Annotated in this window: 20 protein-coding genes; 4 read left to right on the forward strand and 16 right to left on the reverse strand. The window is 72.6% G+C overall.

The genetic code is table 11. The features are described from left to right. Nucleotides 1–32: 32 nt before the first annotated feature. The 11 genes from ABZX67_RS16895 to ABZX67_RS16945 all read right to left on the reverse strand — a co-directional run bounded on the left by ABZX67_RS16895 (nt 33) and on the right by ABZX67_RS16945 (nt 14289). Nucleotides 33–1661 carry an AbfB domain-containing protein gene (locus ABZX67_RS16895; RefSeq protein ID WP_355360542.1) on the reverse strand — a complete coding sequence of 543 codons (1629 nt, stop codon included), beginning with the start codon at nt 1659–1661 and terminating at the stop codon, nt 33–35. A gap of 488 nt (nt 1662–2149) precedes the next feature. Continuing rightward, entirely contained in the window at nt 2150–3535 is a 1386-nt protein-coding gene (locus tag ABZX67_RS16900; RefSeq protein ID WP_355360545.1) for an AMP-binding protein, read from the reverse strand. A 95-nt stretch (nt 3536–3630) separates the two neighbouring features. Further along, nucleotides 3631–4158 carry a protease inhibitor I42 family protein gene (locus ABZX67_RS16905; RefSeq protein WP_355360548.1) on the reverse strand — a complete coding sequence of 176 codons (528 nt, stop codon included), beginning with the start codon at nt 4156–4158 and terminating at the stop codon, nt 3631–3633. Nucleotides 4159–4246: 88 nt separating this feature from the next. Continuing rightward, nucleotides 4247–6184 carry an SMI1/KNR4 family protein gene (locus ABZX67_RS16910; RefSeq protein WP_355360551.1) on the reverse strand — a complete coding sequence of 646 codons (1938 nt, stop codon included), beginning with the start codon at nt 6182–6184 and terminating at the stop codon, nt 4247–4249. A 12-nt stretch (nt 6185–6196) separates the two neighbouring features. After that, a complete protein-coding gene (locus tag ABZX67_RS16915) occupies nt 6197–8785 on the reverse strand; it encodes a sensor histidine kinase KdpD (RefSeq protein ID WP_355360554.1) in 2589 nt (862 codons plus the stop codon). A 26-nt stretch (nt 8786–8811) separates the two neighbouring features. After that, on the reverse strand, nt 8812–9498 hold the full coding sequence (locus tag ABZX67_RS16920; RefSeq protein WP_355360557.1) for a response regulator: 687 nt from the start codon (nt 9496–9498) through the stop codon (nt 8812–8814). An 89-nt stretch (nt 9499–9587) separates the two neighbouring features. Continuing rightward, entirely contained in the window at nt 9588–10256 is a 669-nt protein-coding gene (locus tag ABZX67_RS16925; protein WP_355360560.1) for a potassium-transporting ATPase subunit C, read from the reverse strand. Nucleotides 10257–10264: 8 nt separating this feature from the next. Next, the gene (kdpB, locus tag ABZX67_RS16930; RefSeq protein WP_355360563.1) at nt 10265–12397 is read right to left on the reverse strand and encodes a potassium-transporting ATPase subunit KdpB; all 2133 of its coding nucleotides are present in this window, start codon (nt 12395–12397) and stop codon (nt 10265–10267) included. After that, entirely contained in the window at nt 12394–14058 is a 1665-nt protein-coding gene (gene kdpA / locus ABZX67_RS16935; protein ID WP_355360566.1) for a potassium-transporting ATPase subunit KdpA, read from the reverse strand. The genes kdpB and kdpA overlap by 4 nt, the downstream gene beginning before the upstream one ends. 7 nt (nt 14059–14065) lie before the next feature. Continuing rightward, nucleotides 14066–14155 carry a K(+)-transporting ATPase subunit F gene (kdpF, locus tag ABZX67_RS16940; protein WP_355360569.1) on the reverse strand — a complete coding sequence of 30 codons (90 nt, stop codon included), beginning with the start codon at nt 14153–14155 and terminating at the stop codon, nt 14066–14068. Continuing rightward, nucleotides 14152–14289, reverse strand: coding sequence for a hypothetical protein (locus ABZX67_RS16945; protein ID WP_355360572.1), 138 nt, complete (start codon nt 14287–14289; stop codon nt 14152–14154). The genes kdpF and ABZX67_RS16945 overlap by 4 nt, the downstream gene beginning before the upstream one ends. 202 nt (nt 14290–14491) lie before the next feature. Between ABZX67_RS16945 and ABZX67_RS16950 the strand changes: the two genes are divergently transcribed. The 3 genes from ABZX67_RS16950 to ABZX67_RS16960 all read left to right on the forward strand — a co-directional run bounded on the left by ABZX67_RS16950 (nt 14492) and on the right by ABZX67_RS16960 (nt 17662). Continuing rightward, on the forward strand, nt 14492–15727 hold the full coding sequence (locus tag ABZX67_RS16950) for a PP2C family protein-serine/threonine phosphatase (RefSeq protein ID WP_355360575.1): 1236 nt from the start codon (nt 14492–14494) through the stop codon (nt 15725–15727). 137 nt (nt 15728–15864) lie between these two features. Continuing rightward, the gene (locus ABZX67_RS16955; RefSeq protein ID WP_355360578.1) at nt 15865–16167 is read left to right on the forward strand and encodes an SDR family NAD(P)-dependent oxidoreductase; all 303 of its coding nucleotides are present in this window, start codon (nt 15865–15867) and stop codon (nt 16165–16167) included. A 127-nt stretch (nt 16168–16294) separates the two neighbouring features. Further along, the gene (locus ABZX67_RS16960; protein ID WP_355360581.1) at nt 16295–17662 is read left to right on the forward strand and encodes an MFS transporter; all 1368 of its coding nucleotides are present in this window, start codon (nt 16295–16297) and stop codon (nt 17660–17662) included. Between the two features lie 45 nt (nt 17663–17707). Here the strand turns inward: ABZX67_RS16960 and ABZX67_RS16965 are convergent, their stop codons facing one another. The 4 genes from ABZX67_RS16965 to lnt form a co-directional block, all read right to left on the reverse strand. After that, entirely contained in the window at nt 17708–19663 is a 1956-nt protein-coding gene (locus tag ABZX67_RS16965; protein WP_355360584.1) for a GAF domain-containing protein, read from the reverse strand. A gap of 70 nt (nt 19664–19733) precedes the next feature. Beyond that, complete coding sequence (locus tag ABZX67_RS16970; RefSeq protein WP_355360587.1) at nt 19734–20531, reverse strand: 3-hydroxybutyrate dehydrogenase; 798 nt, start codon at nt 20529–20531, stop codon at nt 19734–19736. Nucleotides 20532–20591: 60 nt separating this feature from the next. Next, nucleotides 20592–21071, reverse strand: coding sequence for an NUDIX domain-containing protein (locus ABZX67_RS16975; protein ID WP_355360590.1), 480 nt, complete (start codon nt 21069–21071; stop codon nt 20592–20594). Between the two features lie 10 nt (nt 21072–21081). Next, complete coding sequence (gene lnt / locus ABZX67_RS16980) at nt 21082–22686, reverse strand: apolipoprotein N-acyltransferase (protein WP_355360593.1); 1605 nt, start codon at nt 22684–22686, stop codon at nt 21082–21084. A gap of 250 nt (nt 22687–22936) precedes the next feature. Here lnt and ABZX67_RS16985 point away from each other — a divergent pair, with 250 nt between their 5' ends. Next, the gene (locus ABZX67_RS16985; RefSeq protein WP_355360596.1) at nt 22937–24133 is read left to right on the forward strand and encodes an O-antigen ligase family protein; all 1197 of its coding nucleotides are present in this window, start codon (nt 22937–22939) and stop codon (nt 24131–24133) included. Here ABZX67_RS16985 and ABZX67_RS16990 read toward each other — a convergent pair. Next, the gene (locus ABZX67_RS16990; RefSeq protein ID WP_355360599.1) at nt 24054–24644 is read right to left on the reverse strand and encodes a hypothetical protein; all 591 of its coding nucleotides are present in this window, start codon (nt 24642–24644) and stop codon (nt 24054–24056) included. The two genes, ABZX67_RS16985 and ABZX67_RS16990, sit on opposite strands and share 80 nt — an antisense overlap. Between the last annotated feature and the right edge of the window lie 59 nt (nt 24645–24703).

Consider the following 24703-nt stretch of genomic DNA (forward strand, 5'->3'; position numbering starts at 1 on the left):
CTTCTGCTCTCCTCATCGGTTCCGGTGCCACGTCAGGGCGCCAGCGGAGCGGAGACGCGCCAGCCCGCGATGCGGACCTTCTTGGCCTCTCCTTCGACGCCACCGGGCAGGGGGAACGTGAAGGTGGAGCGGGCGTAGACGTCCTTCGTCGTGGGCGCGAGCCAGTTCACGCCGGTTCCCGCGGGCTGCGTGAAGGACACACCGCGCAGCTTGGTGGGCATCAGGGGAGCCGGGCGGACGCACCACGTGGCGCTCTTACGGAACGCGGTGCTCCGGTCGTCGGCGGCGATCTCCACCCGGAGGCCATCCTTCTCGGCCTTGCCGCTCCTGAGGTAGTAGCCGCGCTTGCGCGCGGACTCGAAGGAGTAGCAGCCGGGCTGGCTCGCGAGGGACGGCACGACGACCCAGGTGGCGTCCTCGCGGTCGGCCAGGGGGCTGGTCGACTTGAGCGTGTCGTTGAGGAGCACCTTTCCGCCGTCCGCGCTGGACTGGCGGGCGTATTCGCCCTCTCCCATCGCCGTCAGGGACTGGCGCTTGAGCCGATACTGGGTGTCCGCCTTCAGGAAGTGGGCGACGTCCTCGTCGCTGCCGGCCAGCGCCCTCTTGGCCGCGGCGGCCAGGTGGGGGTTGACCCCGCCGTTCTCCGCGGCGGCCTGGATCTGCAGGGCGAGCTTGCGGTTCGCCTCCGCCAGCTTCTTGCGCCGGTTCTCGTCGTCCCGCTTGTACGCGGCGTCGGCGCCGGAGTGGAGGTACGCCTTCCAGGCGGCCGGGTCGGAGCTGAGGGTGGCGCGCTGCGCCTCGGCGTAGAGCTCGCTGTCCCGCAGGTCGGCGGGGGCGAGGCGCAGGAGCTCGCGGATGTAGTTGTCGTCGCTCAGGACGAGCATGGCCTCGGAGGGCGTGATGCGGAACAGGGCCGCGACGTTCTTGCGGGCGGCCAGCTCCTTGCGGCGCTCGGCCTCCTTGCGGTCCTGCTCGGCCAGGTCCTCCAGTTCCTTGGCCACGTCCCGCTTGTGGGCCTCGCGGGCGCCGTTGACGATGAACTCGCGCCAGTCGGCCGGCTCACCGAGCAGCGCCTTGAGGGCGGCGGCCCGCACCTCGGGGCCGGACGCGTCGTGCTTGGCCACGGCCCGGATGAAGTTGTCGTCGCTCAGCGCCAACAGCTCGGGGGTGCCGGCGATGCCGATGGCGGCCAGGACCTGGGACTTGGCCAGCCGGGCCGCCCGCTCCTCTTCGGCCTTGTCGCGCTCGCGCTGCTGGTCGAGCTTGTACGCCTCGTGGACGCCGGACACGATGAACCGCACGTGGTCCTCGGCGGCCGTGCCGGCCATCGCCTGCTCGGCGGCGGTGCGTACGGCCTCCAGCTTCTCGCCCGCGTCGCGGGCCTTCTGCCACAGGGCGTGGATGAAGTCGTAGTCGCTGAGCAGGAGTACCTCGGCGGTCGGGTCGAGACGGACCACGGCCGCCGCCTCGACGCGCTGGGTGTCGGTCGTCCCGATGCCCGCGGCGCGGGCGACGGCGTCCGACGCCCCGGCCTCGGGGGCGCTGTCGGCGATCGCGCCGGGCGCGACGGCGCCGGTGACGGCCGCGAGAGCGGTGGCGGTCACGAGACCGCGTGTCATGATCCGCCGCATTCGCGCGGAACCGGTGTGCTTGGTGTTCATGGTGGTGCGCAGACTCCTCTGCCGCCGCGTAACGGCGGCTCGACATGAGCAGGTGGGGGCGGCGCGGCCCGCCGTTCCGCGGACGCGCGACAGCGCGCCACACGGAGCGGGCGTGCGGGGGTGGAAAACGGCGAGCCCGAATGCGAAGGCGTCAGGCTGCCTGAAGAGGAGTGGAAAGGGTGAGTCGGAGGGACCGCCGAGAGGAACGCCGAACGGTCACGCCGTCACAGCCGCAAAGCTCACAGAGACAGCACGGCAGCACAGATGTCCGCCATGAAGATGGAATGCCCGGGCATACGGCTCACGATTTCCCCCGCTTCACACATGAAATACCCGGGGCACCCGGTCCGCCGGGGCGTCTCCGCCCCGTTGGTCCCCTCCGGCGCGCCGCCCGGTCCTGCTGGTCTAACTGGTCGTCAGGACACTAACGCACGTTCACCGAGGCGTGCAACGAGCTCCTGACGCGGCGGCACGTGGGACATCGCACGTCACGGACCAGCGGCTTCCTCATCGAGCAAGGCGTCAGAGGAGCGCGGGCGACCGGTCACGACGAGGTTGCCGTCCGGGCTGCGCCGCGCCAGGCCGCCGGTGCGGAAGTAGCCGTCGGCGGTGAAGGAGCGTGCGGTGTCGTCGGGCGCCCGGTAGTAGCCCCGCACGGTGTACGGGCCGCGGGCGAGGAGCTCGCCGCACTCGCCGTCGGGCACGTCGTTGCCGTCGACGTCGACGATGCGGATCTCGTCGTCGGGCGAGAGCGGGCGTCCCTGTGTGGTCAGCACGGTCTCGTCCGGATCGGCGGGCCGGGTGAGGGTGAGCAGTCCCTCGGCCATGCCGAAGACCTGCTGCAGGCGGCAGCCCCATGCGGGGCCTATCCGTTCCGCGGTCGCCCGGGGCAAGGGAGCGCCGCCGACCTGGACGAGGCGCAGGCTGCTCACATCGGCCCGGACCGTGGCATGCACGTCGAGCCACCGCTCGACGGCGTCGGGCTCCACCGAGGTGAGGGTGACCCGCTCCCGTTCGATGGCCGCGAGGCACTCGGCGGGTTCCGGGTGCTCGACCAGGACGACGGTGCCGCCGACGGAGAGGGTACCGAGGATGCCGGGGCAGCCGAAGGCGAAGTTGTACGCGGCGGGCAGCGCGGCGAGGTACACGTCGCTCTCGGTGAGCGAGACCAGCGCGGCGGCGGCCCGCGCCTGGTAGGCGTAGTCGTTGTGGGTGCGTGGAACGAGTCGGGCCGCCTCGGCAGTCCCGCCGGAGAGCAGGAGGAACGCGACCTGGCCTGCGCTCTGCGCGAGCGCCGGCCCGGGCGGCGCCTCGACGGAGCCCAGCGGGAAGTAGTGGCAGCCCGACGGGTCGGTCGCGAGGCCGCCGTACGGGGACGGTCCGCCCGGCGCGTCCAGGGTGAACACGCGCCGCAGGAACGGCCCTTCGGCCGCGATGTCCGCGGCCATCGCCGTGTGGTCGAAGCCCTGGTACGTCGAGGGGCCGACGTAGCCGACGGCCTCGGCGACGCGCACGAGGCGGGACACCTCGGGCGCGCGGTGGGAGACCGGGCACAACACGGGGACGGCGCCGACGCGCATCAGCGCGAACACGGTGATGACGAACTCGGGAACGTTCGGGAGCTGGACGACGACCCGTTGCCGGGGGCGGAGTCCGCGCAGCCGGAATCCGGCGGCCATCCGGTCGACGCGCCGGTGCAGGTTCGCGTACGTGATCCGGTCGCCGTCCTGTACGAGCGCGGTCCGGGGTCCGTACTGCAGGGCCCAGCCGCGCAGCAGACTGTCGAGTGTGTCGCCGCGCCAGTGCCCGGCCCACCAGTAGCGGTCGACGAACTCCTCGGGCCAGGGCGTGCAGCCGTCGAGCAGGGATCTCATTCGCGCCATCCAATCCGCCGACGACCCTGCGGGCAATGTGCTGTCCCGACCATGGGCGGTGGGTTCCCTCGGCGGAAAGTCCAAGGGGCGGCCCCTCAGCGGACGGTGATCTCGTAGCGGAAGAACGCCGGCTCGTCGCCCGGCTGTTCCGTCGCGCCCGCCGTGGGGACGGGTGAGGCGGTGGCCGTCGTCCGGGCGGCGCTGCCGCACCGCGCCATCGGGCAGTGCAGCAGCGTCACCGTCGTCGTGCCCTTGCCACGGGCGGTGAAGTCGAAGTACGCCGTGCCGTCCCCGCCGCCGGCGATGCCCTTCTCGGTGCCCTCGATGTCCTCGTGGGTGCCCTGGTAGTCGAGGACGCCGGCGTCCGGCTTCGGGTCGGCCAGGTACCAGTGCTCGCCGATGTAGGGCCGGGCCGGGACCTCGAGGGTGAACTCGTCGCCGACCGCCACGGTGATGCGGCGCTCACCGGTGTCGTACGCGGTGGGGCCGAAGAAGCCGGTGACGGCGAGGACGAGGACGCAGGCGAGGGCGGCGCAGGCGGCGACGAGCAGGGAACGGGCCGTCCTGGAGAGCGGTGTCTTGGAGAGCGGCGTCTTGGAGAGCGGTATCGCACGTTTGATCATGTCGGGCCGGGAATCTAGCACTGCCCAGGAGGTCGTCACCAGCGGCCCGCCTTCCACGAGGGCGACGAGGGCGCGGGCCCACCCGCGTTCAGGACCGGTGCCGCCCGAAGCTGATGTAGGCGAAGCCCTCGCCCGCGCGTGGCGCCCGGGTCCAGGACCGGGTGGTGAAGGTGTGGATCCTGCCCTGGGTCAGCGCGAAGCGGGGCAGCGAGAGACCCAGTTCGGTGTGCAGGGCCTCCAGCACCCGCAGTTCGTTGTCCCGCTCGGTGTCCTCCGGCCGGAACAGCCGTGCGGGGTCCAGGGCCTCGGGTATCGCGCCGGAGCGCTGGATCTCCGTGCCCCGCACGGTGAAGGCGTAGAGCTCCTCGCCGTGTTCGGCCACCGACAGATGGAACGCGGCCGGGTGGTCACCCGGGGACGAGCGCCTCGGGTCGGACCACACCACCACCGCACGGCCCGACGAGGAGGCCGCCGCCGCGGGCGACAGGAACAGGTCGCTCAGGTAGTGGTGGGAGTAGCCGTCGAAGGCGAAGGCCCACCCTTCACCCGTGCCGCCCGTGCCACCCGTGCGGCCGACGGCGACGACGGCCCGGTCCTCCCAGAGCTCCACGCCCTCCCGCTCGTGGGGCCGGGGCGCCCGCACGGAAGCCCTCTTCGGATCCACGGGCGCGCTCAGTTCCGCGCCTTCCTCGCCGATCAGGGCCGGCAGGCGGGCGGGGTCGATCCCCTCGACCCAGACACAGCGGTAGCCGTCGGTCGGTTGCCGGTTCGCGGCCGGCTCCCTCAGCCAGGTGAGGCCCGGCGGGTCGTGTGCGGGCGCTGGTTCGGGAGCGGGTCCCGTCTCTCCGGCCCGCGGTGTCGCGAGGATCTCCCGCCCGCGCTCCGGAGTGATCAGCGGCCCGAGGACGGGATCGGCGAGCACGCCGAGCGGGGCGATCAGCAAGGGCCCCGGCGGCTCCCACAGCGGGAGCGCGTCCCGCAGCACCCGCCACGCGGCGTCGGACGCCCCCCAGCGGGCCGACTCCCGGGCTTCGGCGACGGCCCGGCCCCACGGCCCGGGAGGGGCGTAGCGATGGGTGCCGTCCCGCACCGCGCTCAGCACGGCCTCGGCGGTCTTCGGAGCGGCCCCTCGAGCGGTCATCATCCGGAGCCAGTACTCGTCTGCGTCCGGCCGCCATCCGTCGCCGCGCGCCGGTGCCATGGCCTCGACGGGCAGGATCTCGGGCAGGTAGCGCGGGTCGGCCACCATGCTGCCGTAACTCCGGGAACTGCTCGGAGCCGACAGGTGCCGGAGCTGGTCCAGCAGGACGGCGCTTCGCGGCCTTCCGAAGGACAGCGCCTCCTCCAGCAGGGGCATGGCCTCCTCGTACCGTCCGCGCAGGGCGAGCAGGCGGGCCTGCTCCACATGGGCGTCCTGGGCGCGCGTGGTCGCGTTCACGAAGTCGGGCAGCCCCGCCCGGTCGGAGTGGAAGCGGCGGTACATGGCTTCCATGTACGCGCGGAACGACGGGTACCGGTCCGGCAGTTCACCGCTCCAGCCTTTGTAGACGTAGAGCGCCCACTCGCCGTCCTGGTCCGTGTCCTCCGGGTCGAGCAGGGCGTACGACATGTCGGAGTCCGTCTCCAGCCGCAGCGCCCGTCGCCACATCCCGGCCAGCAGCACCTCCTCCTCGCGCGGGTTGTCGCCCAGGTTCTGCTCGTACAGCGGGGTCATGCCGTACGGATCCCGGAACCAGTCGATGTCCGCGGTGCCGCCGAGCTGGTAGATCGCGGCCGTCTGGTCGACCTGCCACCCGTCGCTCACGGCCAGGAACTCCCGGTACGAGGGCGGCAGCCGCCGTCCCAGCCGCTCCTCGGCCGCGGCGATCGCCGCCTCGTCCGCCCCGGGCCTGCCCAGGCGGACGGGGGTCTGCTCGCCGCCCCCGTCCTCGCCCTCGCCGTCGTCCTCATCGGCGTCCTCGGGCGGAACCCACTCCTCCTGCCACCGTCCCAGGAACTCGTGCCAGTTGAAAGATGCGCTGCTCATGGCCGGATGGTGTCATCCGGCACTGACAACGGCGGCGGGCCCGCTTGCCGACGCGTCCGTCCGGACCGGGGGACGCCCGGAGGCCGTCGGGAGGGCGAGGACCATCGTGAAGCCGCCGCCGGGGGTGTCCTCGGCGGTCAGGCTGCCGCCCATGGCCTCGGCGAAGCCGCGGGCGACGGCGAGGCCGAGGCCGACCCCGGCGCCGCGCGGGGCGTCGCCGTACCGCTGGAACGGGGCGAAGATGCGGTCCTTGGCCTCGTCCGGGACGCCGGGGCCGCGGTCCACCACCCGGATCTCGACCCGGTGGGCGATCGCGCTGGCCGCCACCAGGACCGGTTCGCCGTCCGGGCTGTACTTGACGGCGTTCTCGACGACGTTGGCGACGGTGCGCTCGAGCAGGCCCGCGTCGACGGCCACCATGGGCAGGTTCTCGGGGATGTCCAGGACGACGCTGTCCTCGGGTACGCCGCCGAGTGCCATCGGGACGACCTCGTCCAGGTCGACGGGCCGGATGAGCGGGGCGAGGGTGCCCGTCTGGAGGCGGGACATGTCCAGGAGGTTGCCGACCAGGTGGTGGAGGCGGTCGGCGCCCACCTCGATGCCGGCGAGCAGCTCGGCCCGGTCCTCGTCCGACCACTCGACGTCGTCGGAGCGCAGGGAGGTGACGGACGCCTTGATGGCGGCGAGCGGGGTGCGCAGGTCGTGGCTGACGGCGGCGAGCAGCGCGGTGCGGATCCGGTTGCCCTCGGCCAGCTCGCGGGCCTGGTCGGCCTGGTGCTGGAGGCGCTGGCGGTCCAGGGCGACGGCGGCCTGGGCGGCGAAGGCGCCGAGCACCCGCCGGTCCTCGGCGGGCAGGACCCGGCCGGTGAGTGCGAGCGCCATGTGGTCGCCGACCGGCATGTCGACGTCCGCGTCCTCCGGGCGGGCGACCGGACGGGGGCCGACGCTGCCCACGCAGGTCCACGGCTCGACGCCGCTCGGCCGCTCCAGAAGGGCCACCGACTCCATGCCGAACGTCTCGCGGACCCGTTCCAGCAGGGCGTCCAGCGCGGTCTCTCCCCCCGGCTCGGCCGGGGGCACCCCCAGGCGCAGCACGCTGCCGGCGAGGAAGGACAGGATCTCCGCCTCGGCGCGCAGCCGGGCCGCCTGGTGGGCGCGCCGGGCGGCGACGTCGACGACCGAGGCGACCGCGAGCGCCACGCCGAAGAAGATCACCAGGGCGACGATGTTCTTCGGGTCGGCGACCGTGATGCGGTTCAGCGGCGGGGTGAAGAACCAGTTCAGCAGCAGCGATCCGACGGCGGCCGAGGCCAGCGCCGGCAGCAGGCCGCCGATCATCGCCGCGGTCACGGTCAACGACAGGTACAGCAGTACGTTGTTGGCCAGGCCCAGTTCGGCGCCGGTGAGGGTCATGAGCAGCGTCAGGAGCGACGGGCCGGCGATTCCGGTGAGCCACCCGCCGATGGTGCGGGCGCGGCCGAGCCGGGCGCCGCGCGCCACGGGCAGGCCGCGGCCCTTCGCCGCCCCTTCGTGGGTGACGATGTGGACGTCGAGGTCGGGCCCCGACTGGACGGCGACCGTGGCGCTGACGCCCGGCCCGAACACGTACTGCCAGGGCCTGCGCCGGCTGGCGCCCAGCACGATCTGGGTGGCGTTGACGCCGCGGGCGAACTCCAGCAGGGCTTGCGGTATGTCGTCGCCTATGACGTGGTGGAAGGTGCCGCCGAGGTCCTCGACCAGGGTGCGCTGGACGGCCAGCTCCTTCGGCGACGCCGACGTCAGGCCGTCGCCGCGCGCTATGTAGACGGCGAGCACCTCACCGCCGGCGCCCTTCTCCGCGAGGCGGGCGGCGCGGCGGATGAGGGTGCGGCCCTCCGCGCCTCCGGTCAGGCCGACGACGATGCGTTCGCGCGAGCCCCAGATCTTCGACACGCGGTGCTCGGTGCGGTACTGCGTCAGGTACGCGTCCACCCGGTCGGCGGTCCACAGCAGCGCCAGCTCGCGCAGCGCGGTGAGGTTGCCGGGACGGAAGTAGTTGGAGAGGGCGGCGTCGACCTTGTCCGGCTGGTAGATGTTGCCGTGGGCCATCCGGCGGCGCAGGGCCTCCGGGGACATGTCGATGAGCTCGATCTGGTCGGCGCGGCGGACGACCTCGTCGGGGACCGTCTCCCGTTGCCGTACCCCCGTGATGGACTCCACGACGTCGCCGAGCGACTCCAGGTGCTGGATGTTCACGGTGGAGACGACGTGGATGCCCGCCTCCAGCAGCTCTTCGACGTCCTGCCAGCGCTTGGGGTTGCGCGATCCGGGCACGTTGGTGTGGGCGAGTTCGTCGACGACGGCGACGGTGGGGCGGCGCTCCAGCACCGCGTCCACGTCCATCTCGGTGAAGACGGTGCCGCGGTACTCGATCTCCCTGCGCGGGACCTGTTCCAGGCCGTGCAGCATCACCTCGGTGCGCGGCCGGCCGTGGTGCTCCACGAAGGCGACCACGCAGTCCGTGCCCCGCTCGACGCGGCGGTGGGCCTCGGAGAGCATCGCGTACGTCTTGCCGACTCCCGGTGCCGCGCCGAGGTAGATCCGGAGCTTGCCGCGTCCCATGGTTCCGAGTGGTCCGATCCGTTCCGTCACTTTTCGAAGCGGTAGCCCATGCCCGGCACGGTGATGAGGTGCCGGGGGTGCGACGGGTCCGCTTCGAGCTTGCGCCTGAGCTGCGCCATGTAGACGCGCAGGTAATTCGTCTGCGTGCCGTAGGTGGGGCCCCACACTTCCTGGAGCAGCATCTTCTGGGTGGTCAGCCGGTCCTGGTTGCGGATCAGCACTTCCAGGAGGTGCCACTCGGTCGGGGTGAGGCGCACGTCGCGGTCGCCGCGCCGCACCCTCTTGGCGAGCAGGTCGACGGTGACGTCCCCGGCGGTGACGATCGCCGCCTCCTCGGTGGCGGCCGCGGCGGTGTCGGCCCGGCGGACGGCCGCGCGGAGCCTGGCGAGCAGTTCGTCCATGCTGAAGGGCTTGGTGATGTAGTCGTCGGCACCGGCGTCGAGGGCGTCCACCTTCTCGTCGGAGGTGCTCCGCGCGGACACGACCAGCACGGGCACCCTGGACCAGCCGCGGAGTCCTCTGATCACCTCGATGCCGTCCATGTCCGGCAGTCCGAGGTCCAGCAGGACGACGTCCGGGGGCCGCTCGGCCGCGAGCTTCAGCGCCGACGCCCCGTCGGCCGCGGCGTCGACCTCGTACGCCCGCGCCTTGAGGTTGATGACGAGAGCCCGTACGAGCTGTGGCTCGTCCTCGACCACCAGCACCCGGGTCATCGGCGTGCCGCCTTTCTCGATGTACGGAAAATGGAGGGAACCGAACGCGGGGGGCGGGCGGGCGGGTTACGCCCCCGCCCCCGGCTCGGTCACTTCTGGATGAGTTCTCGCAGAGCGATGTTCAACTGCAACACGTTAACCCCGGGCTCGCCGAGGAAGCCCAGGAGCCGTCCCTCGGTGTGCTGGGCCACCAGCCGTTCCACGTCGGCGACGTCGAGTCCGTTCCGCTCCGCGACCCGGTGGACCTGGAGCCTCGCGTACTCCGGCGAGATATGGGGGTCCAGGCCGGAGCCGGAGGAGGTGACGGCGTCGGCGGGCACGTCCGAGGGCCGGACCCGGTACGTCGCCGTGGAGTTGTCCCGTACGACGGCGGCCTTGGCGTCCTCCACCCACGCGACCAGGTCGGCGTTGTCGCCGGAGCGGTTGGTCGCGCCGGAGAGGAGCAGCTCGTACCGGGTGTTGACGGTGTTGGTGCCCAGGCCGTTGGACGGGCGCGGCTGGAACCACCTGAGGTCGGGGGCCGGGGTCTCCTGCCCGGCTTTCGGCGGCAGGTCGTAGCGCTGTCCGATGAGCGCGGAGCCGACGACGTCGCCGTCCCGGTCGGTGATCTCGGAGCCGTTGGCCTGGTGCGGGAAGGCCGCCTGAGCGATGCCGGTGACGGCGAGGGGGTAGAGCACGCCCGTCACGAGCGTCAGGACGAGCAGGGCCCGCAGTCCCGCTCCGACCAGCCGTGCGGTGTTCGCGGCGGTGTTGTTCATGGTGGTCGTCACCCGATCCCGGGGATGAGGGAGAGGAGCAGGTCGATGAGTTTGATGCCGATGAAGGGGGCGATCAGGCCGCCGAGCCCGTAGACCGCGAGGTTGCGGCGCAACATCGCGTCGGCGCTCATCGGCCGGTACGGGACGCCTCTCAGGGCGAGCGGCACGAGCGCGACGATGATCAGCGCGTTGAAGACGACCGCGGAGAGGATCGCGGACCGCGGCGAGGTGAGGCCCATGATGTTGAGCGTGTCGAGGCCCGGGTAGGCGACCGCGAACATCGCGGGGATGATCGCGAAGTACTTCGCCACGTCGTTGGCGAGGGAGAAGGTGGTCAAGGCGCCTCGGGTGATGAGGAGTTGCTTGCCGATCTCCACGATCTCGATGAGTTTGGTGGGATCGGAGTCGAGGTCCACCATGTTGGCGGCCTCCTTGGCGGCCGAGGTGCCGGTGTTCATGGCCACGCCCACGTCGGCCTGGGCGAGGGCGGGGGCGTCGTTCGTACCGTCGCCGGTCATGGCGACGAGCTTGCCGCCCGCCTGCTCGCGCCTGATGAGGGCCATCTTGTCCTCGGGCGTGGCCTCGGCGAGGAAGTCGTCGACACCGGCCTCGTCCGCGATCGCCTTGGCGGTGAGCGGGTTGTCGCCCGTGATCATGACGGTCTTGATGCCCATGCGGCGCAGCTCCTCGAACCGCTCCCGCATGCCGTCCTTGACGACGTCCTTCAGGTGGATGACACCGAGGACGCGCGGGCCCTCGCCGTCCTCCACGGCCACCAGCAGCGGCGTACCACCGGCTTGCGCGATCCGGTCGGTGAGTGCCTGCGCGTCCTCGGCGACACGACCGCCCCGCTCCTCCACCCAGGCCACGACCGAACCGGCCGCTCCCTTGCGTACCGCGCGCCCGTCGACGTCCACACCCGACATGCGGGTCTGGGCGGTGAAGGGGACCCAGTGGGGGTGCTCCAGCTCTCCCGGGTGGCGTTCGCGCAGGCCGTACCGCTCCGTGGCGAGGACGACGACCGAGCGTCCTTCCGGCGTCTCGTCGGCGAGGGACGACAGCTGGGCCGCGTCCGCGAGTTCGGCCGCCGTGGTGCCCTCGACGGGGACGAACTCGGCGGCCCGGCGGTTTCCGAGGGTGATGGTTCCGGTCTTGTCGAGCAGGAGGGTCGACACATCGCCCGCCGCCTCGACGGCACGGCCCGACAAGGCGAGTACGTTGCGCTGGACGAGCCGGTCCATGCCGGCGATGCCGATCGCGGAGAGCAGGGCGCCGATCGTGGTGGGGATGAGGCAGACCAGCAGGGCGATCAGCACGATCATGGTCTGTTCGGCGCCCGCGTAGGTCGCGAAGGGCTGCAGCGTGACGACCGCGAGCAGGAAGACGATCGTGAGCGAGGCCAGCAGGATGTCGAGTGCGATCTCGTTGGGGGTCTTCTGCCGGGCCGCGCCCTCGACCAGGTTGATCATCCGGTCGATGAAGGTCTCTCCCGGCTTCGTCGTGATCCTGACGACGATCCGGTCGGATAGCACCTTCGTACCGCCCGTGACGGCCGACCGGTCACCACCGGACTCGCGGATGACCGGTGCCGACTCGCCCGTGACGGCCGACTCGTCCACCGACGCCACTCCCTCGACGACGTCACCGTCTCCGGGGATGACGTCGCCCGTCTCGCAGACCACCAGGTCCCCGACGCGCAGATCGGTGCCCGGCACCCGCTCCTCGGCCCCGTCCACCAGTCGGCGGGCGACCGTGTCCGTCTTGGCCTTGCGCAGGGTGTCCGCCTGCGCCTTGCCCCGGCCCTCGGCCACCGCCTCCGCCAGGTTGGCGAAGACGGTGGTCAGCCACAGCCAGGCGGTGATCGCCCAGCCGAACCAGTCGGCCGGGTCGGCGATGGCCAGGGCGGTGGTCAGCACGGAGCCGACCAGTACCACGAACATCACCGGGGACTTGACCATCACGCGCGGGTCGAGCTTGCGCAGGGCGACGGGGAGGGACGCCGACAACCGTCCGGCGTCGAACAGGCCCCCTCCCCCGCGTCCGCCGCGCGGCGTGTGCCCCCTGGGCACGTCGTGGTGCGGCTCCGGCGTCGCGGTGAGGGCCGGCACGGTGTCGTTCGGGTTCTTCACATCGATGGTCATGACGCCAGTCCTTCGGCGAGCGGGCCCAGCGCGAGCGCCGGGAAGTAGGTCAGCCCGGTGATGACGGTGATCGTGCCGACCAGGACTCCGGTGAACAGCGGCTTCTCCGTGCGCAGGGTGCCCGCCGTCTTCGGTACGGGCGTCTGCCCGGCCAGCGAGCCGGCGAGTGCCAGGACGAACACCATCGGGACGAACCGGCCGAGCAGCATCGCCAGGCCGATGGTGGTGTTGAACCAGGGCGTGTCGGCGTTCAGGCCCGCGAAGGCGGAGCCGTTGTTGTTCGCGCCGGAGGTGTAGGCGTACAGGACCTCGGAGAAGCCGTGGGCGCCGCTGTTCGTCATCGACTCGGCGGGCCCGGGGAGGGCCATGGCCGCGGCGGTGAATCCGAGGACCAGCGCCGGCGTGACCAGGAGGAAGCAGGCGGCGAGCCGGATCTCGCGGGTGGAGATCTTCTTGCCGAGGTACTCGGGGGTCCGGCCGACCATCAGGCCCGCGATGAACACCGCGATGACCGCCATGATCAGCATGCCGTACAGGCCGGAGCCGACGCCGCCGGGCGCGATCTCGCCCAGCATCATGCCGAGCATCGTGACACCGCCGCCGAGGCCGGTGAAAGAGGAGTGGAAGGAGTCCACCGCGCCGGTCGAGGTCAGGGTGGTGGAGACCGCGAAGATCGACGAGGCGCCGATCCCGAAGCGGACCTCCTTCCCCTCCATCGCCCCGCCCGCGGCCTCGAAGGCCGGGCCGTGGCCGGCGTACTCGGTCGCCCACATCAGCAGCACGAAGGCGACCCAGATGGTGGCCATCGCGCCGAGGATCGCGTACCCCTGGCGCACGGAGCCGACCATCCGGCCGAAGGTCCGCGTCAGCGAGAACGGGATGAGGAGGATCAGGAAGATCTCGAAGAGGTTGGTGAAGGCGGTGGGGTTCTCGAAGGGGTGGGCGGAGTTGGCGTTGAAGTAGCCGCCGCCGTTGGTGCCCAGCTCCTTGATGACCTCCTGGGAGGCCACCGCGCCGCCGTTCCACTGCTGGGGGCCGCCAAGGAACTGACCGACGTCATGGATGCCGGAGAAGTTCTGGATGGCGCCGCAGGCCACCAGTACGAGGGCGCCGACGACGGCGAGTGGCAGCAGGATCCGGACCACCCCGCGGACCAGGTCGGCCCAGAAGTTGCCCAGCTCACCGGTGCGGGCGCCGGCGAAGCCGCGGACCAGCGCCACGGCCACCGCCATGCCGACGGCGGCGGAGACGAAGTTCTGCACCGCCAGGCCGCCGGTCTGCACGACGTGGCCCATGGCCTGTTCGCCGTAGTACGACTGCCAGTTGGTGTTCGACACGAACGACGCGGCCGTGTTGAACGCCTGGTCCGGGTCGATGGAGGCGAAGCCGAGGGAGCCGGGCAGGCCGCCCTGGAGCCGTTGGAAGCCGTAAAGAAAGAGCACACCCACCGCCGAGAAGGCCAGGACACCGCGCAGGTAGGCGGGCCACCGCATCTCGGCGGAGGGGTCGGCGCCGATGGCCCGGTAGATCCACTTCTCCGCGTGCAGATGCCTGTCGGAGGTGTAGACCCCGGCCATGTGGTCGCCGAGCGGACGGTACGCCAGCGCCAGCGCGGCGATCAGCGCGAGGAGCTGGAGCACGCCGGCGAGGAAGGGGCTCATGTGGTGCTCAGAACCTCTCCGGATCGATGAGGGCGAGGACCAGATAGCCCAGCAGTGCGGCGGCCACGATCAGGCCGACGATGTTCTCGGCCGTCACAGCTTGGCCACCCCCTTGGCGATGAAGGCCACCAGCGCGAACACCGCGACCGTGGTGACGACGAAGGCCACGTCGGCCATCGTGAGCTCCTGAAGAGGTTTGGTTGGATGAGGAAGAACGGACCTCCTGAGCAAAGCGCGATATTGAGCCCCTCCCGACCGTTCTTGACGGAGTTCATACGGGGACTGACGGCTCTCTAACGACTCTCTTACGCAGGGCCCTGGTCACCAGCGGAAGTGGGGCTCTCCGTGATCAGAGCGCGGATCCGCCGCGTCTGCGGGCGACCGCCGGAACGTGCCAAGCTGGTAGAGGGGCTGGTGGAAAGGGACCGCGGGCGTGAGTGGTGGACAGAGCGAACTTCCCCGATTGCTGACGGCGGCGGAGGCGGCGGCGCCGGCGGACGCCGTCGAGGTGGTCGCGGAGGACCTGCGGCGTCGCTTCCACGCCACGGAGGTCTCCTTCCTCATCGTGGACCTGACGGGGAAGTCGGTGGCGCGGCTGTCCACCTCCGCCGCGGGGAGTGGGCGGGAGACCGAGCGGATCTCCCTGTTCGGCAGCGTCTACGAGGATGTGATCCGTACCCAGCGGCTGTATCAGGAGGCGACCGACCGGGGGCGGAGGGTCATCGTGCCGGTCACCAACCGTGGGGATGCGATCGGGCTACTGGAACTGCTCCTGTCGGCCGATACCGGCAAGCCCACCCTGGACGCGGTCGCAGAGGCCGCACACGTCCTGGCCTACATCGTGATCGCCAACGGTCGCTTCACCGACCTCTACACCTGGGGCAAACGCTCCAGGCCCCCCACCCTGGCAGCTGAGATCCAGTACCAGCTGCTCCCCCCGTCGCTGTCGTGCGAGGCCGCACAGTTCACACTGTGCGGGAACCTGGAGCCGTCCGAAGACCTCAGCGGTGACACCTTCGACTACATACTGGACCGCGACACCTTGCACGTGTCGGTGACCGACCCCATGGGCCACGACATCGAGTCCGCCCTGGCCGCCACGGTCCTCGTGGGCGCCCTGCGCGGCGCCCGCCGGGCGGGCGCCGACCTCGCCGAACAGGCCCACCTCGCCGACCAGGCACTCATCGCTCACGGCCACGGTCATGCCACCGGGCAACTGCTGCGCATCAGTCTCCCCACCGGGCGAGCCCAGCTCGTCAACGCAGGTCATCCCTGGCCACTGCGCATGCGGGAGGGGGTCGTGGAGGCGATCACCTGCGAGGTGGATCACCCCTTCGGCCTGTCCGAGCTGACCCCCCACCCCTATCGCGTGCAGGACCTCAGTCTCCAGCCCGGTGACCGTCTGCTCATGTTCACCGACGGCATGCTCGAACGCCACGGCGAGAAGGTCGACCTGCCCGCCCTGCTGCAACGCACCCGGCACCTGCACCCGCGGGAGACCACGCTGGTCCTGACGTCCGCGGTCCGGGACGCCTCCGACGGCCGACTCGGAGACGATGCCACCGCCGTGTGCCTGGACTGGCACGGTCCCCAGGAGACCCAACGGCACGTCGGCTCCGGCGCGGACCTCCGGCAGGCCTCGGCCGCGCGCACCGCGAACCAGCCCTGATCGCGCGACCTACGAGGGCCGACCGCAGTCATCGGGGGTCCGTGCGTTCGAATGTGAGACGGAGCAGGCCGCCGGTGCACAGGGCGCGGGCCAGCCGCTCGCACGCGTCGGCATCAGCCGGATCCAGACTGCGGCGGGTGACGTCCGCGCTGGGGGTGGTGTCGGGCGTCGTCTCGGGCATCAGGGTCTCCTGCCGGGGGGTGGTGATCACCGGAGCCAACCGCGGCCTGCGCCGGGCAACCGCCGAACTGCTCGCCGCCCGGGGGTGGTTCGTCCTGGCCGGCCACCGCAGGCCCGCGGCCGCCGACTCGCTCGTGGACAGTGTGGTCGCCCGCGGCGGCCGAGCCGTCGGCGTCCTCCTGGACGTCACCGACCCGGCCGCCGGCGGGCAGCCGCCGAGCGGATCGCCGACTGCACCGGCGGCACCCTGGACGCCCTGATCGCATGGTGGCCCAGCGCACACTCGGCCCCAGAACTATGGTGTCCCACCACATACGCCTCTGACCTGCAGGTTCCTACCGTGTGGCGACACGCAGAGTCCCGTCACACGTTCAGGAAGTGGTGCCGATGTCCTCCCCCGCGACCGCTCCACCAGCACCGTCCAGCCTCAAGCGCATCGTCGCCGCCAGCCTCATCGGCACCACCATCGAGTGGTACGACTTCTTCCTCTACGGCTCCGCCGCCGCGCTCGTGTTCAACAAGCTCTTCTTCCCCGAGTCCGATCCGCTCGTCGGCACCCTCCTGTCGTTCCTGACGTACGCCGTCGGGTTCGCCGCGCGGCCGCTCGGGGCGCTCGTGTTCGGGCATTACGGGGACCGGCTCGGGCGGAAGAAGCTGCTCGTGCTCAGTCTGCTGCTGATGGGCGGTGCCACCTTCGCCATCGGCCTGCTGCCGACGCACGCCGCCATCGGGTCGGCTGCTCCGGTGCTGCTCACCGTGTTGCGGCTCGTGCAGGGGTTCGCGCTCGGGGGTGAGTGGGGCGGGGCCGTGCTGCTGGTGTCGGAGCACGGGGACGCCCGGCGGCGCGGGTTCTGGGCGTCGTGGCCGCAGACCGGGGCGCCGGCCGGGCAGTTGCTGGCGACCGGGGTGCTGTCCGCGCTCACCGCGCTGCTGTCGGACGCCGCCTTCACCTCGTGGGGCTGGCGCATCCCGTTCCTGCTGTCCGGTGTGCTGGTGATCGTCGGCCTGTGGATCCGGCTCTCCGTCGACGAATCCCCCGTGTTCAAGGCCGCGTTGGCCCAGGCCGAGGCCCGCAGGGCGGAGTCCGGGCAGCTGGAGAAGATGCCGCTCGTGGCCGTGCTGCGGCACCACTGGCGCGATGTGCTGGTGGCGATGGGCGCCCGGATGGCGGAGAACATCAGCTACTACGTGATCACCGCCTTCATCCTGGTGTACGCGACGACGTCGGCCGGGCTCAGCAAGCAGACCGCCCTCAACTCCGTACTCATCGCCTCCGTCGTGCACTTCGCGGTCATCCCCGCCTGGGGTGCGCTGTCGGACCGCATCGGGCGGCGGCCGGTGTACCTGATCGGAGCGGTGGGTGTCGGGTTGTGGATGTTCCCGTTCTTCGCCCTGATCGACAGCGGCAGCTCCGGCAGCCTGCTGCTCGCCGTGACCGTCGGGCTGGTCCTGCACGGGGCGATGTACGCGCCGCAGGCGGCGTTCTTCTCGGAGATGTTCGCGACGCGGATGCGGTACTCGGGCGCCTCCATCGGTGCGCAGTTCTCCTCGGTGGCGGCGGGTGCGCCCGCGCCGCTCATCGCGACGGCGCTGCTCGCCGACTACGGCAGTTCCACGCCGATCGCGCTGTACGTCATCGCCGCGGCGCTGCTCACCGTGGTCGCCATCGGGTGCGCCCGGGAGACCCGCAGCCGGGACCTGGCCGATCCGATGGTGGCCGAGGACGCCCCGGGACGCGTCACCGCGGACCGCTGAGGCACGGACGGGACCGACGGCCGGCCGCACCCGCGGTCGGCCGTTTCAGTGGGTGACGGCGGCCGACATGGAGTGGAGCCGCAGCGCCAGCTGGACCTCCAGGGCGCGGGCCGGGGACTGCCAGTCGGGGCCGAGGAGGCAGGCGATCCGTTCGAGGCGCTGCGCCACCGTGTTGACGTGGACGTGGAGTGCGTCCTTCGTGCGGGCCGGGCTCATCCCGCTGGCGAAGTACGCGTCGAGGGTGCGGACCAGGTCCGTGCCCCGGCGCCGGTCGTACGCGATGACCTGGCCGATCGTGCGGGTGACGAACCCGGCGATGTCGCGTGTGTCGGCGAGCAGCAGCCCCAGGAAGCCGAGGTCCTGCGCCGCGGCGCCCTCCCCGGAGCGGCCGAGCAGTCGCAGGGCCTCCAGGCAGCGGCGGGCCTCGGTGTACGCGGCGGATATCGCGCCCGGCCGGGCGGCGGGCTCGTCGACGGGTGACGAGGCGCCGACGGTGACCGGTTCGCGCAGGGCTCCGCCGAGGTGCCTGGCCACCTGGCGGGCGAGGTCGGCCGCGGTGCCGTCGGGGCCGAGCGGCAGTAGCAGGACCGTGCCGCCGTCCCGCGCGGAGGCCAGTCCGTGCCGGGTGGCGGCCAGGTGGGAGGCGGCCGACCACAGGCGCTGCCGGTCGGCGCCGTCCCGTTCCACGCTGCCGGGCGCGGGCCGGTCGATCCGGGCGGCCAGCACGGCGTGCGGGACGTCGAAGTCGGTACGCAGGCGGGCGGCGCGCTCCTTGAGCAGGCGTCGGTCGCGGTCGGGCGCGTCCAGCAGGTCGTCGAGGAGTTCGCCGCGCACCCGCTGCTCCGCCTCGCCGGCCGAGCGGCGGGCGAGCAGCAGCAGGGAGGTGACCATCGCGGCCCGCTCCAGGGTGCGCCGGTCGACCGGGTCGAGGTCCGGGTGGCCGTGCACGACGAGCGCCCCGAACACCTCGCCGCCCGCCGAGACGGCCGCCACCCAGTCGTCGCCGTGCCGTACGGCGTGGCCGTCGCCGTGCGCCGCCGGGAGCGGCCCTTCGGTGAACTCGACGGTTCCGCCCAGCACTTCGGCGAGCGCGGCCGCCACGTCCTGCACGCCGCCACCGCGCAGCACCAGCTCGGTGAGCCGGTCGTGGACGTCCGAGGCGCGTTCGATGACGCCGCTGTGGGCGCGGATGATCTCGTTGGCCCGCTCCAGCTCGGCCAGCGCGGTGCGGGTCTCGGCGAGGAGGTTGGCCGTGTCGATGGCGACGGCGGCGTGGGCGGCGAACGAGCCGAGCAGGGCGATCTGTTCGCGCTCGAAGACCCGGGCCCGGCGGTCGGCGGCGAACAGCACGCCGATGACCTGGCTGCCCAGCATCAGCGGCACGCCGAGGATGGCGACGAGCCCTTCGTCCCGTACGCCGGAGTCGATGGCGCGGGTGTGGCGGAACCGCTCGTCGTCGAAGTAGCTCTCCGTCACGTACGGCCGGGCGGTCTGGGCGACGAGCCCGCCCAGGCCCTCCCCCATGCCCAGGCGCAGCTGCTGGAAGCGCGCCGACACGGAGCCCTCGGTGACCCTCATGTAGGTGTCCCCGGCGGCCGGGTCGTTGAGGCTGAGGTAGGCGACCTCCGTGCCGAGCAGGGACCGGGCGCGCTGCACGATGGCCCGCAGCACCGCGTCGAGGTCGCGCAGCCCGGCGAGGTCGTGCGCGGTCTCGAACAGGGCGGACAGCTCGGCCTCCCGGCGCCGCCGCCCCTCCAGCTCCGCGCGCACGCGCAGCGCGAGCCGCTTGGCGCGCTCCAGCGCGGCCAGCGCCTCGGGGCCCGCCCCCTCGGCACGGGCGAGCAGCACGGGCCGGTCGTAGGCCTCCCCGGCCGCGCCACGGGCGAGGAGGTCCAGGTACGGGAGCTGCTCGGTGTACGCGAGGTGGTCGGGCAAGGCGGGCCGGTCGGGCAAGGCGGGCCGGTCGGGCGGGGCGGGCTGGCCGGGCTGGTCGTCGGACATGGTCACAGGATTCCTGTCGTACGGGTGATCGCACCAGCCCTGTGGAAAACCCCGGGGCGCCGCACCGGACTCAGTGCGCGGTCCAGCCGCCGTCGAGGACGAGCGAGGTGCCGGTGACGAAGGAGGCCTGCGGCGCGCAGAGGTACGCGACGGCCTCGGCGACCTCCTCGGGCTCGATGAGCCGCTTGAGCGCCGAGTCCTTCAGCAGGACGTCGGACAGGACGCGCTCGCGCGGGATGCCGTGCGCGGCGGCCTGGTCGGCGATCTGCGCCTCGACGAGCGGGGTGCGTACATAGCCGGGGCTGACGCAGTTGGAGGTGACCCCGTGCGGGGCGCCTTCGAGGGCGGCGGTCTTGGAGAGTCCCTCCAGGCCGTGTTTGGCGGCCACATAAGCCGACTTGTAGGCGGAGGCGCGCAGCCCGTGGACGGAGGAGATGTTGACGATACGGCCCCACTCCTGCCCGTACATGTGCGGCAGCGCGCCCCTGATCAGGCGGAAGGGCGCTTCCAGCATCACGGTGAGGACGGTGTGGAAGACGTCCGGGGGGAAGTCCTCCAGGGGGCTCACACGCTGCAGCCCGGCGTTGTTGACCAGGATGTCGGTGGCGGCGGCGGCCTCTTCGGCGGCGTCGAGGTCGGTGAGGTCCAGGAGGTGCGGGGCGACCGCGCCGGGCAGGCCGGGCGTCGCTTCGGCGAGTGCGGCCAGCGCGGCGAGGCCGTCGGCGTCCCGGTCGACGGCCCTGACCTTGGCCCCGGCGGCCGCGAGGCGGAGCGCGCAGGCCCGGCCGATGCCGCTCGCGGCGCCGGTGACGAGCGCGGTGCGGCCGCCGAGGTCGAGGGGGGTGGCGAGGGGGTGGGGTGCGGTCATGCTCGGCACCCTATGAAGCCGTGAGTCAGCGACGTATGTGCTCCGGCTCCATACTTCGCTTCATGGGGCCGTGGTGGCGAACCATGTGGGGTCGTCGGTGAGGGCCTGCTTGATGCGGAACAGTTCCGGCTCCCGCAGCGGCGGAAGCGCGTCGACCGGGAACCAGCCCACCTCCAGCGACTCATCGTCGTTGACGCGCGCCTCCCCGCCGACGGCCCGGCAGCGGAAGGTCGTGTCCATGAACTGGCACCGGTCGCCGTTCGGGTACGTCACCGGCTCCGGCTGCGCCTCGACCAGGACGACCCGCTCCACCACGCACTCGACGGCGGTCTCCTCGTACACCTCCCGTACGGCGGTGACGGCCGGCTGCTCGCCCGGCTCCGGGATCCCCCCGACGAGCGACCACTTGCGGGTGTCCGCGCGTCTCGCCAGCAGCACCCGTCCCGCGTCGTCGAAGACGACGGCGGTGACGCCCGGGAGGAGCAGGAGCTGATGGCCGGCGGTGGCCCTCAAGGCCCGGATGAAGTCTGGGGTTGCCATGCCCCCGACCCTAAGCGGTGGCCGGCCGGCGGGTACGGCGCGCCCGGGCGGCGGTCCAGCCGATCCCGGCCGCGGCGATCGCCACCAGGGCGGCCTCCGGGAGGGTGCCGAGGCGGGTGGCGGGGGTGAGGGAGGACCGCAGCGGCACCTCGGCGACCAGGGCGTCCGGCGTGAACATCCGGGACTCGCGGACGATGGTCCCGTCCGGCCGGATGATCGCGCTGACGCCGCTGGTGACGGGGACGACCACGGCACGGCTGTGCTCGACGGCCCGGACGCGCGACATGGCGAGCTGCTGGTAGGTCATCTCGCTGCGCCCGAAGGTGGCGTTGTTGCTGGGCACGTTGATGAGCCGGGCCCCGTGCGTGACGGTGTCCCGTACCGCCCAGTCGAAGGCCGCCTCGTAGCACGTCGCCAGCCCCACCCGGGTCCCGGCGAGGTCGAAGACGCCCACCTCGTGCCCCGGCCCGAAGTCCCGGCTGACGCGGTCGACATCGCTGTTGAAGATCCGCACGAAGGACCGCATGGGGATGTACTCGCCGAACGGCTGCACATGCCTCTTGTCGTACGTGTCGACCGGGCCGCGCCGCGGGTCCCACTCGATGAGCGTGTTGCGCAGGTTCCCGGTGTCGGGCGTGAGGACGGCGCCGACGACGACGGGGACGCCGATGGCCTTGGCGGCGCGGTCGATCGCGTCGCGGGCGTCGTCGTTGCGGTAGGGGTCGAGGTCGGAGGAGTTCTCCGGCCACAGGACGAAGTCCGGCTTCGCGGCCTTTCCGGCGGCGACGTCGGCGGCGAGCTGCTCGGTGCGGTGGACGTGGTTGTCGAGGACCTGACGGCGCTGGGCGTTGAAGTCCAGCCCCAGGCGCGGCACGTTGCCCTGGATGGCGGCGACGGTCGCGGTGCCGTCCTCGGCCGCGTCGGAGACGAGCGGCTGTGCGGCGACGGCCGAGGTGACCGGGACGAGCACGGAGAGCAGGGCCGCGGCGAGCGGTCCGCGCGGCAGGGCGCCGGTCCTCCGGTACGCGCGCAGGACGCGCACCCCCTCGTACAGGCCGAAGCCGCACAGGGCGACGGCGAAGCCGAGGACGGGCGTACCGCCGACGGCGGCGAGCGGCAGGAACAGGCCGTCCGCCTGACCGAAGGCGATCTTCCCCCAGGGGAAGCCGCCGAAGGGTCCACGCGCGCGTGCCGCCTCGCCCAGGATCCACACGGAGGCGGCGAACACCGGCCAGGCGGGGAGCCGTGAGACGGCGGCGGTCAGGAGGCCGACGGCCGCCAGGAAGAGCGATTCGACGGCGACGAGCGCGAGCCACGGCACGGCCCCGACCTCCTCGCCCGTCCACACCAGCAGCGGGAGGAGGAAGCCCAGTCCGGCGAGGTAGCCGAGGCCGAAGCCGGCCCTGAGGCGCCGGCCGCGCAGCACCCACCCGAGGAGGGCGAACCCCGGCACGGCGAGCCACCACAGGGGGCGGGGCGGGAAGCTGAGGTACAGCAGGACACCGGAGAGTGCCGCCGCCCCCGGTCTCGCCAGCTGCCGCAGGAGCCGTACGCTCCGCTTCTCGGCGGCCGCGGGCGGGGGTGCGTCGTCGACGGGGGTCATGGTGGCGCTCACGAGCGGAGTCTACGGCGGTGCCCCGGAGGGGCGGGAAGCCGGTCCGGGCGGCTGCCCACCGCCGTCTCGCCGCCCGCATCGGCCCGTGTCGCAACACCCGCCCCGACGTCTGCTCAAGGTCTGCCTCGACGACCGCCTCATCGTTTCTGCACAGGCCCTCCACATCTCGGTTCACGTGCCCTACGGTGAGTGACGGACCCCTTTCACCAGGGGGCCCGTCACGTTCGGGGGGTTGACGGGGATGTTTGCTGTGCCGAAGCCGGTCCCGGACCGGTACCAGGGGATGGTCTCGCAGCGGGTCGCGGAGCCCGCCGCGGACCAGGTCCCGGAGCCCGTCGCGGGAAGCCCCGGCGAGCGGGACGCGGAACACCGCAGGGGGTCGGACGTCGTCGGTGCCGCGCTGCTCGGTGCCTGCGCCGTCGCGGCGCTGATCAGCGCGGCCGGGCGGGACGCGCGCCCCGAGGGGGTGCTGCTCGCGGTGCTCGCCGTCGCGGCGGGGTACGCGTGCGGCCGGATCGCCGGGGCACTGCTGCCGGTGGCCGCTGCCACGGGTGCGGCGCTGGGGATCGTGGGCCTGGCCCTCGCGACGCGGCCCGGGCTGCCGGGCGCGACGGCCGTCGGCCCGGCCTTGCCCGGGGACACCGGCGCGTACGCCGCGCTGACGGCGCTGGCCGTGGGCTTCGCCTGCTGCGCCGCCGCGGCCGCCGGCCGTCCGATGTCCCGCTTCGCCCTGCGGCTGCTGGCCCTCGGCGTGGCGTGCGCCGCTCTCGTATCGGGGTCGGTGGCCGGGTGCGTCGCGGGGTCGCTGGTGCTGCTGTGCTCGTTGGCGGTGGCCCGGATACGAAGGCGGCTGCCCGCGCTGGCAGGGCTGGCCCTGGCCGGGGGGCTGCTGGCCGGGACGCCGTGGGCGGTGGCCGGGGGCGCCGTTCCGCCGGGGCCGGCCGCCTCCGTGGAGGGCCCGCTCACCTCGTACCGGGTGCAGGTGTGGCGGGACGCGGTCGGCGTCGCCCGGACGGACCCGCTCCTGGGGGCGGGCCCCGGCCGTTTCGGCGACCTGAGCGCGACGGCGCAGCAGTCGCCGCGCTCGGACGGCAAGCCGCACTCGGCGCCGCTCCAGCAGGCGGCCGAGCAGGGGCTGGTGGGCGTGGGCCTGCTGGCGGCGCTGTCCGGCTGGCTGCTGTACGGCCTGTGGCGGTCACCGCGCCCGACGCCCGTGGTCCTGTCGGCCGCCGCGGCGCTCACGGCGCTGGCCGCGTTCGCGGCCGTCGGCAACGCGCTGAGCTTCACCCCGGTGACGACGGCCGCCGGGCTGCTGGCCGGCCTCGCGTCGGCGCACGCCCCGGCGACGGCTCCGGTGGGTTCCGGCCTCAGAGATCCTCGCGGAGACCCTCGCGGAGGTTCTCGTGGCGGTTCTCGCGGCGGTGGAGGTGCAGGCGGTGGCGGATGAAGCGGACCGCGCCCTCCGCGTCGTCGACCGTCACCGTGAAGCTGCGTCCGTCCCCCAGGGTGAGGACCAGCGCCTCGCCCCGGCGCACCACCACGGCCGTGCCCTTCTCCGGGCGCCAGCGGTAGCCCCAGCCGCCCCACTGACGCGGGGTGACGGACGGGGCGAAGTCGGCGCCCACCACCTGCTTCAACGGGATGCGGCGGCGCGGCAGGCCCATGTGGCCGCAGCGCACTTCGAGGGCGTGGTGGTCGACGGTGAGCTCGACGTGGACGAAGGCGAGCGTCCCGAAGAGCACGAGCAGGCCCGCCGCGACACAGCCGACCACCGCCATCAGCAGTGCCGCGACGCCCGAGGTCCACGGGGATTCGACGGCCAGCTCGATGCCGAGGGCCACGCAGGCCGCGCCGGCGGCGGCGAGGAGCCACTGGACGCGGTTGGTGGCGCGTCCCGTCCAGACCTCGGGCACCGGGTCCACGGGAGGGGGCGGCTCACTGCGGGGGAGGTCCCTCATGCGTAGCAGCGTACTCACGTTCCGCGTTCGCGGCCCCTCGACGGCGCCCCTCGGCGGGT

The organism is Streptomyces sp. NPDC003036, assembly GCF_040611175.1.
Classification (GTDB): Bacteria; Actinomycetota; Actinomycetes; order Streptomycetales; family Streptomycetaceae; genus Streptomyces.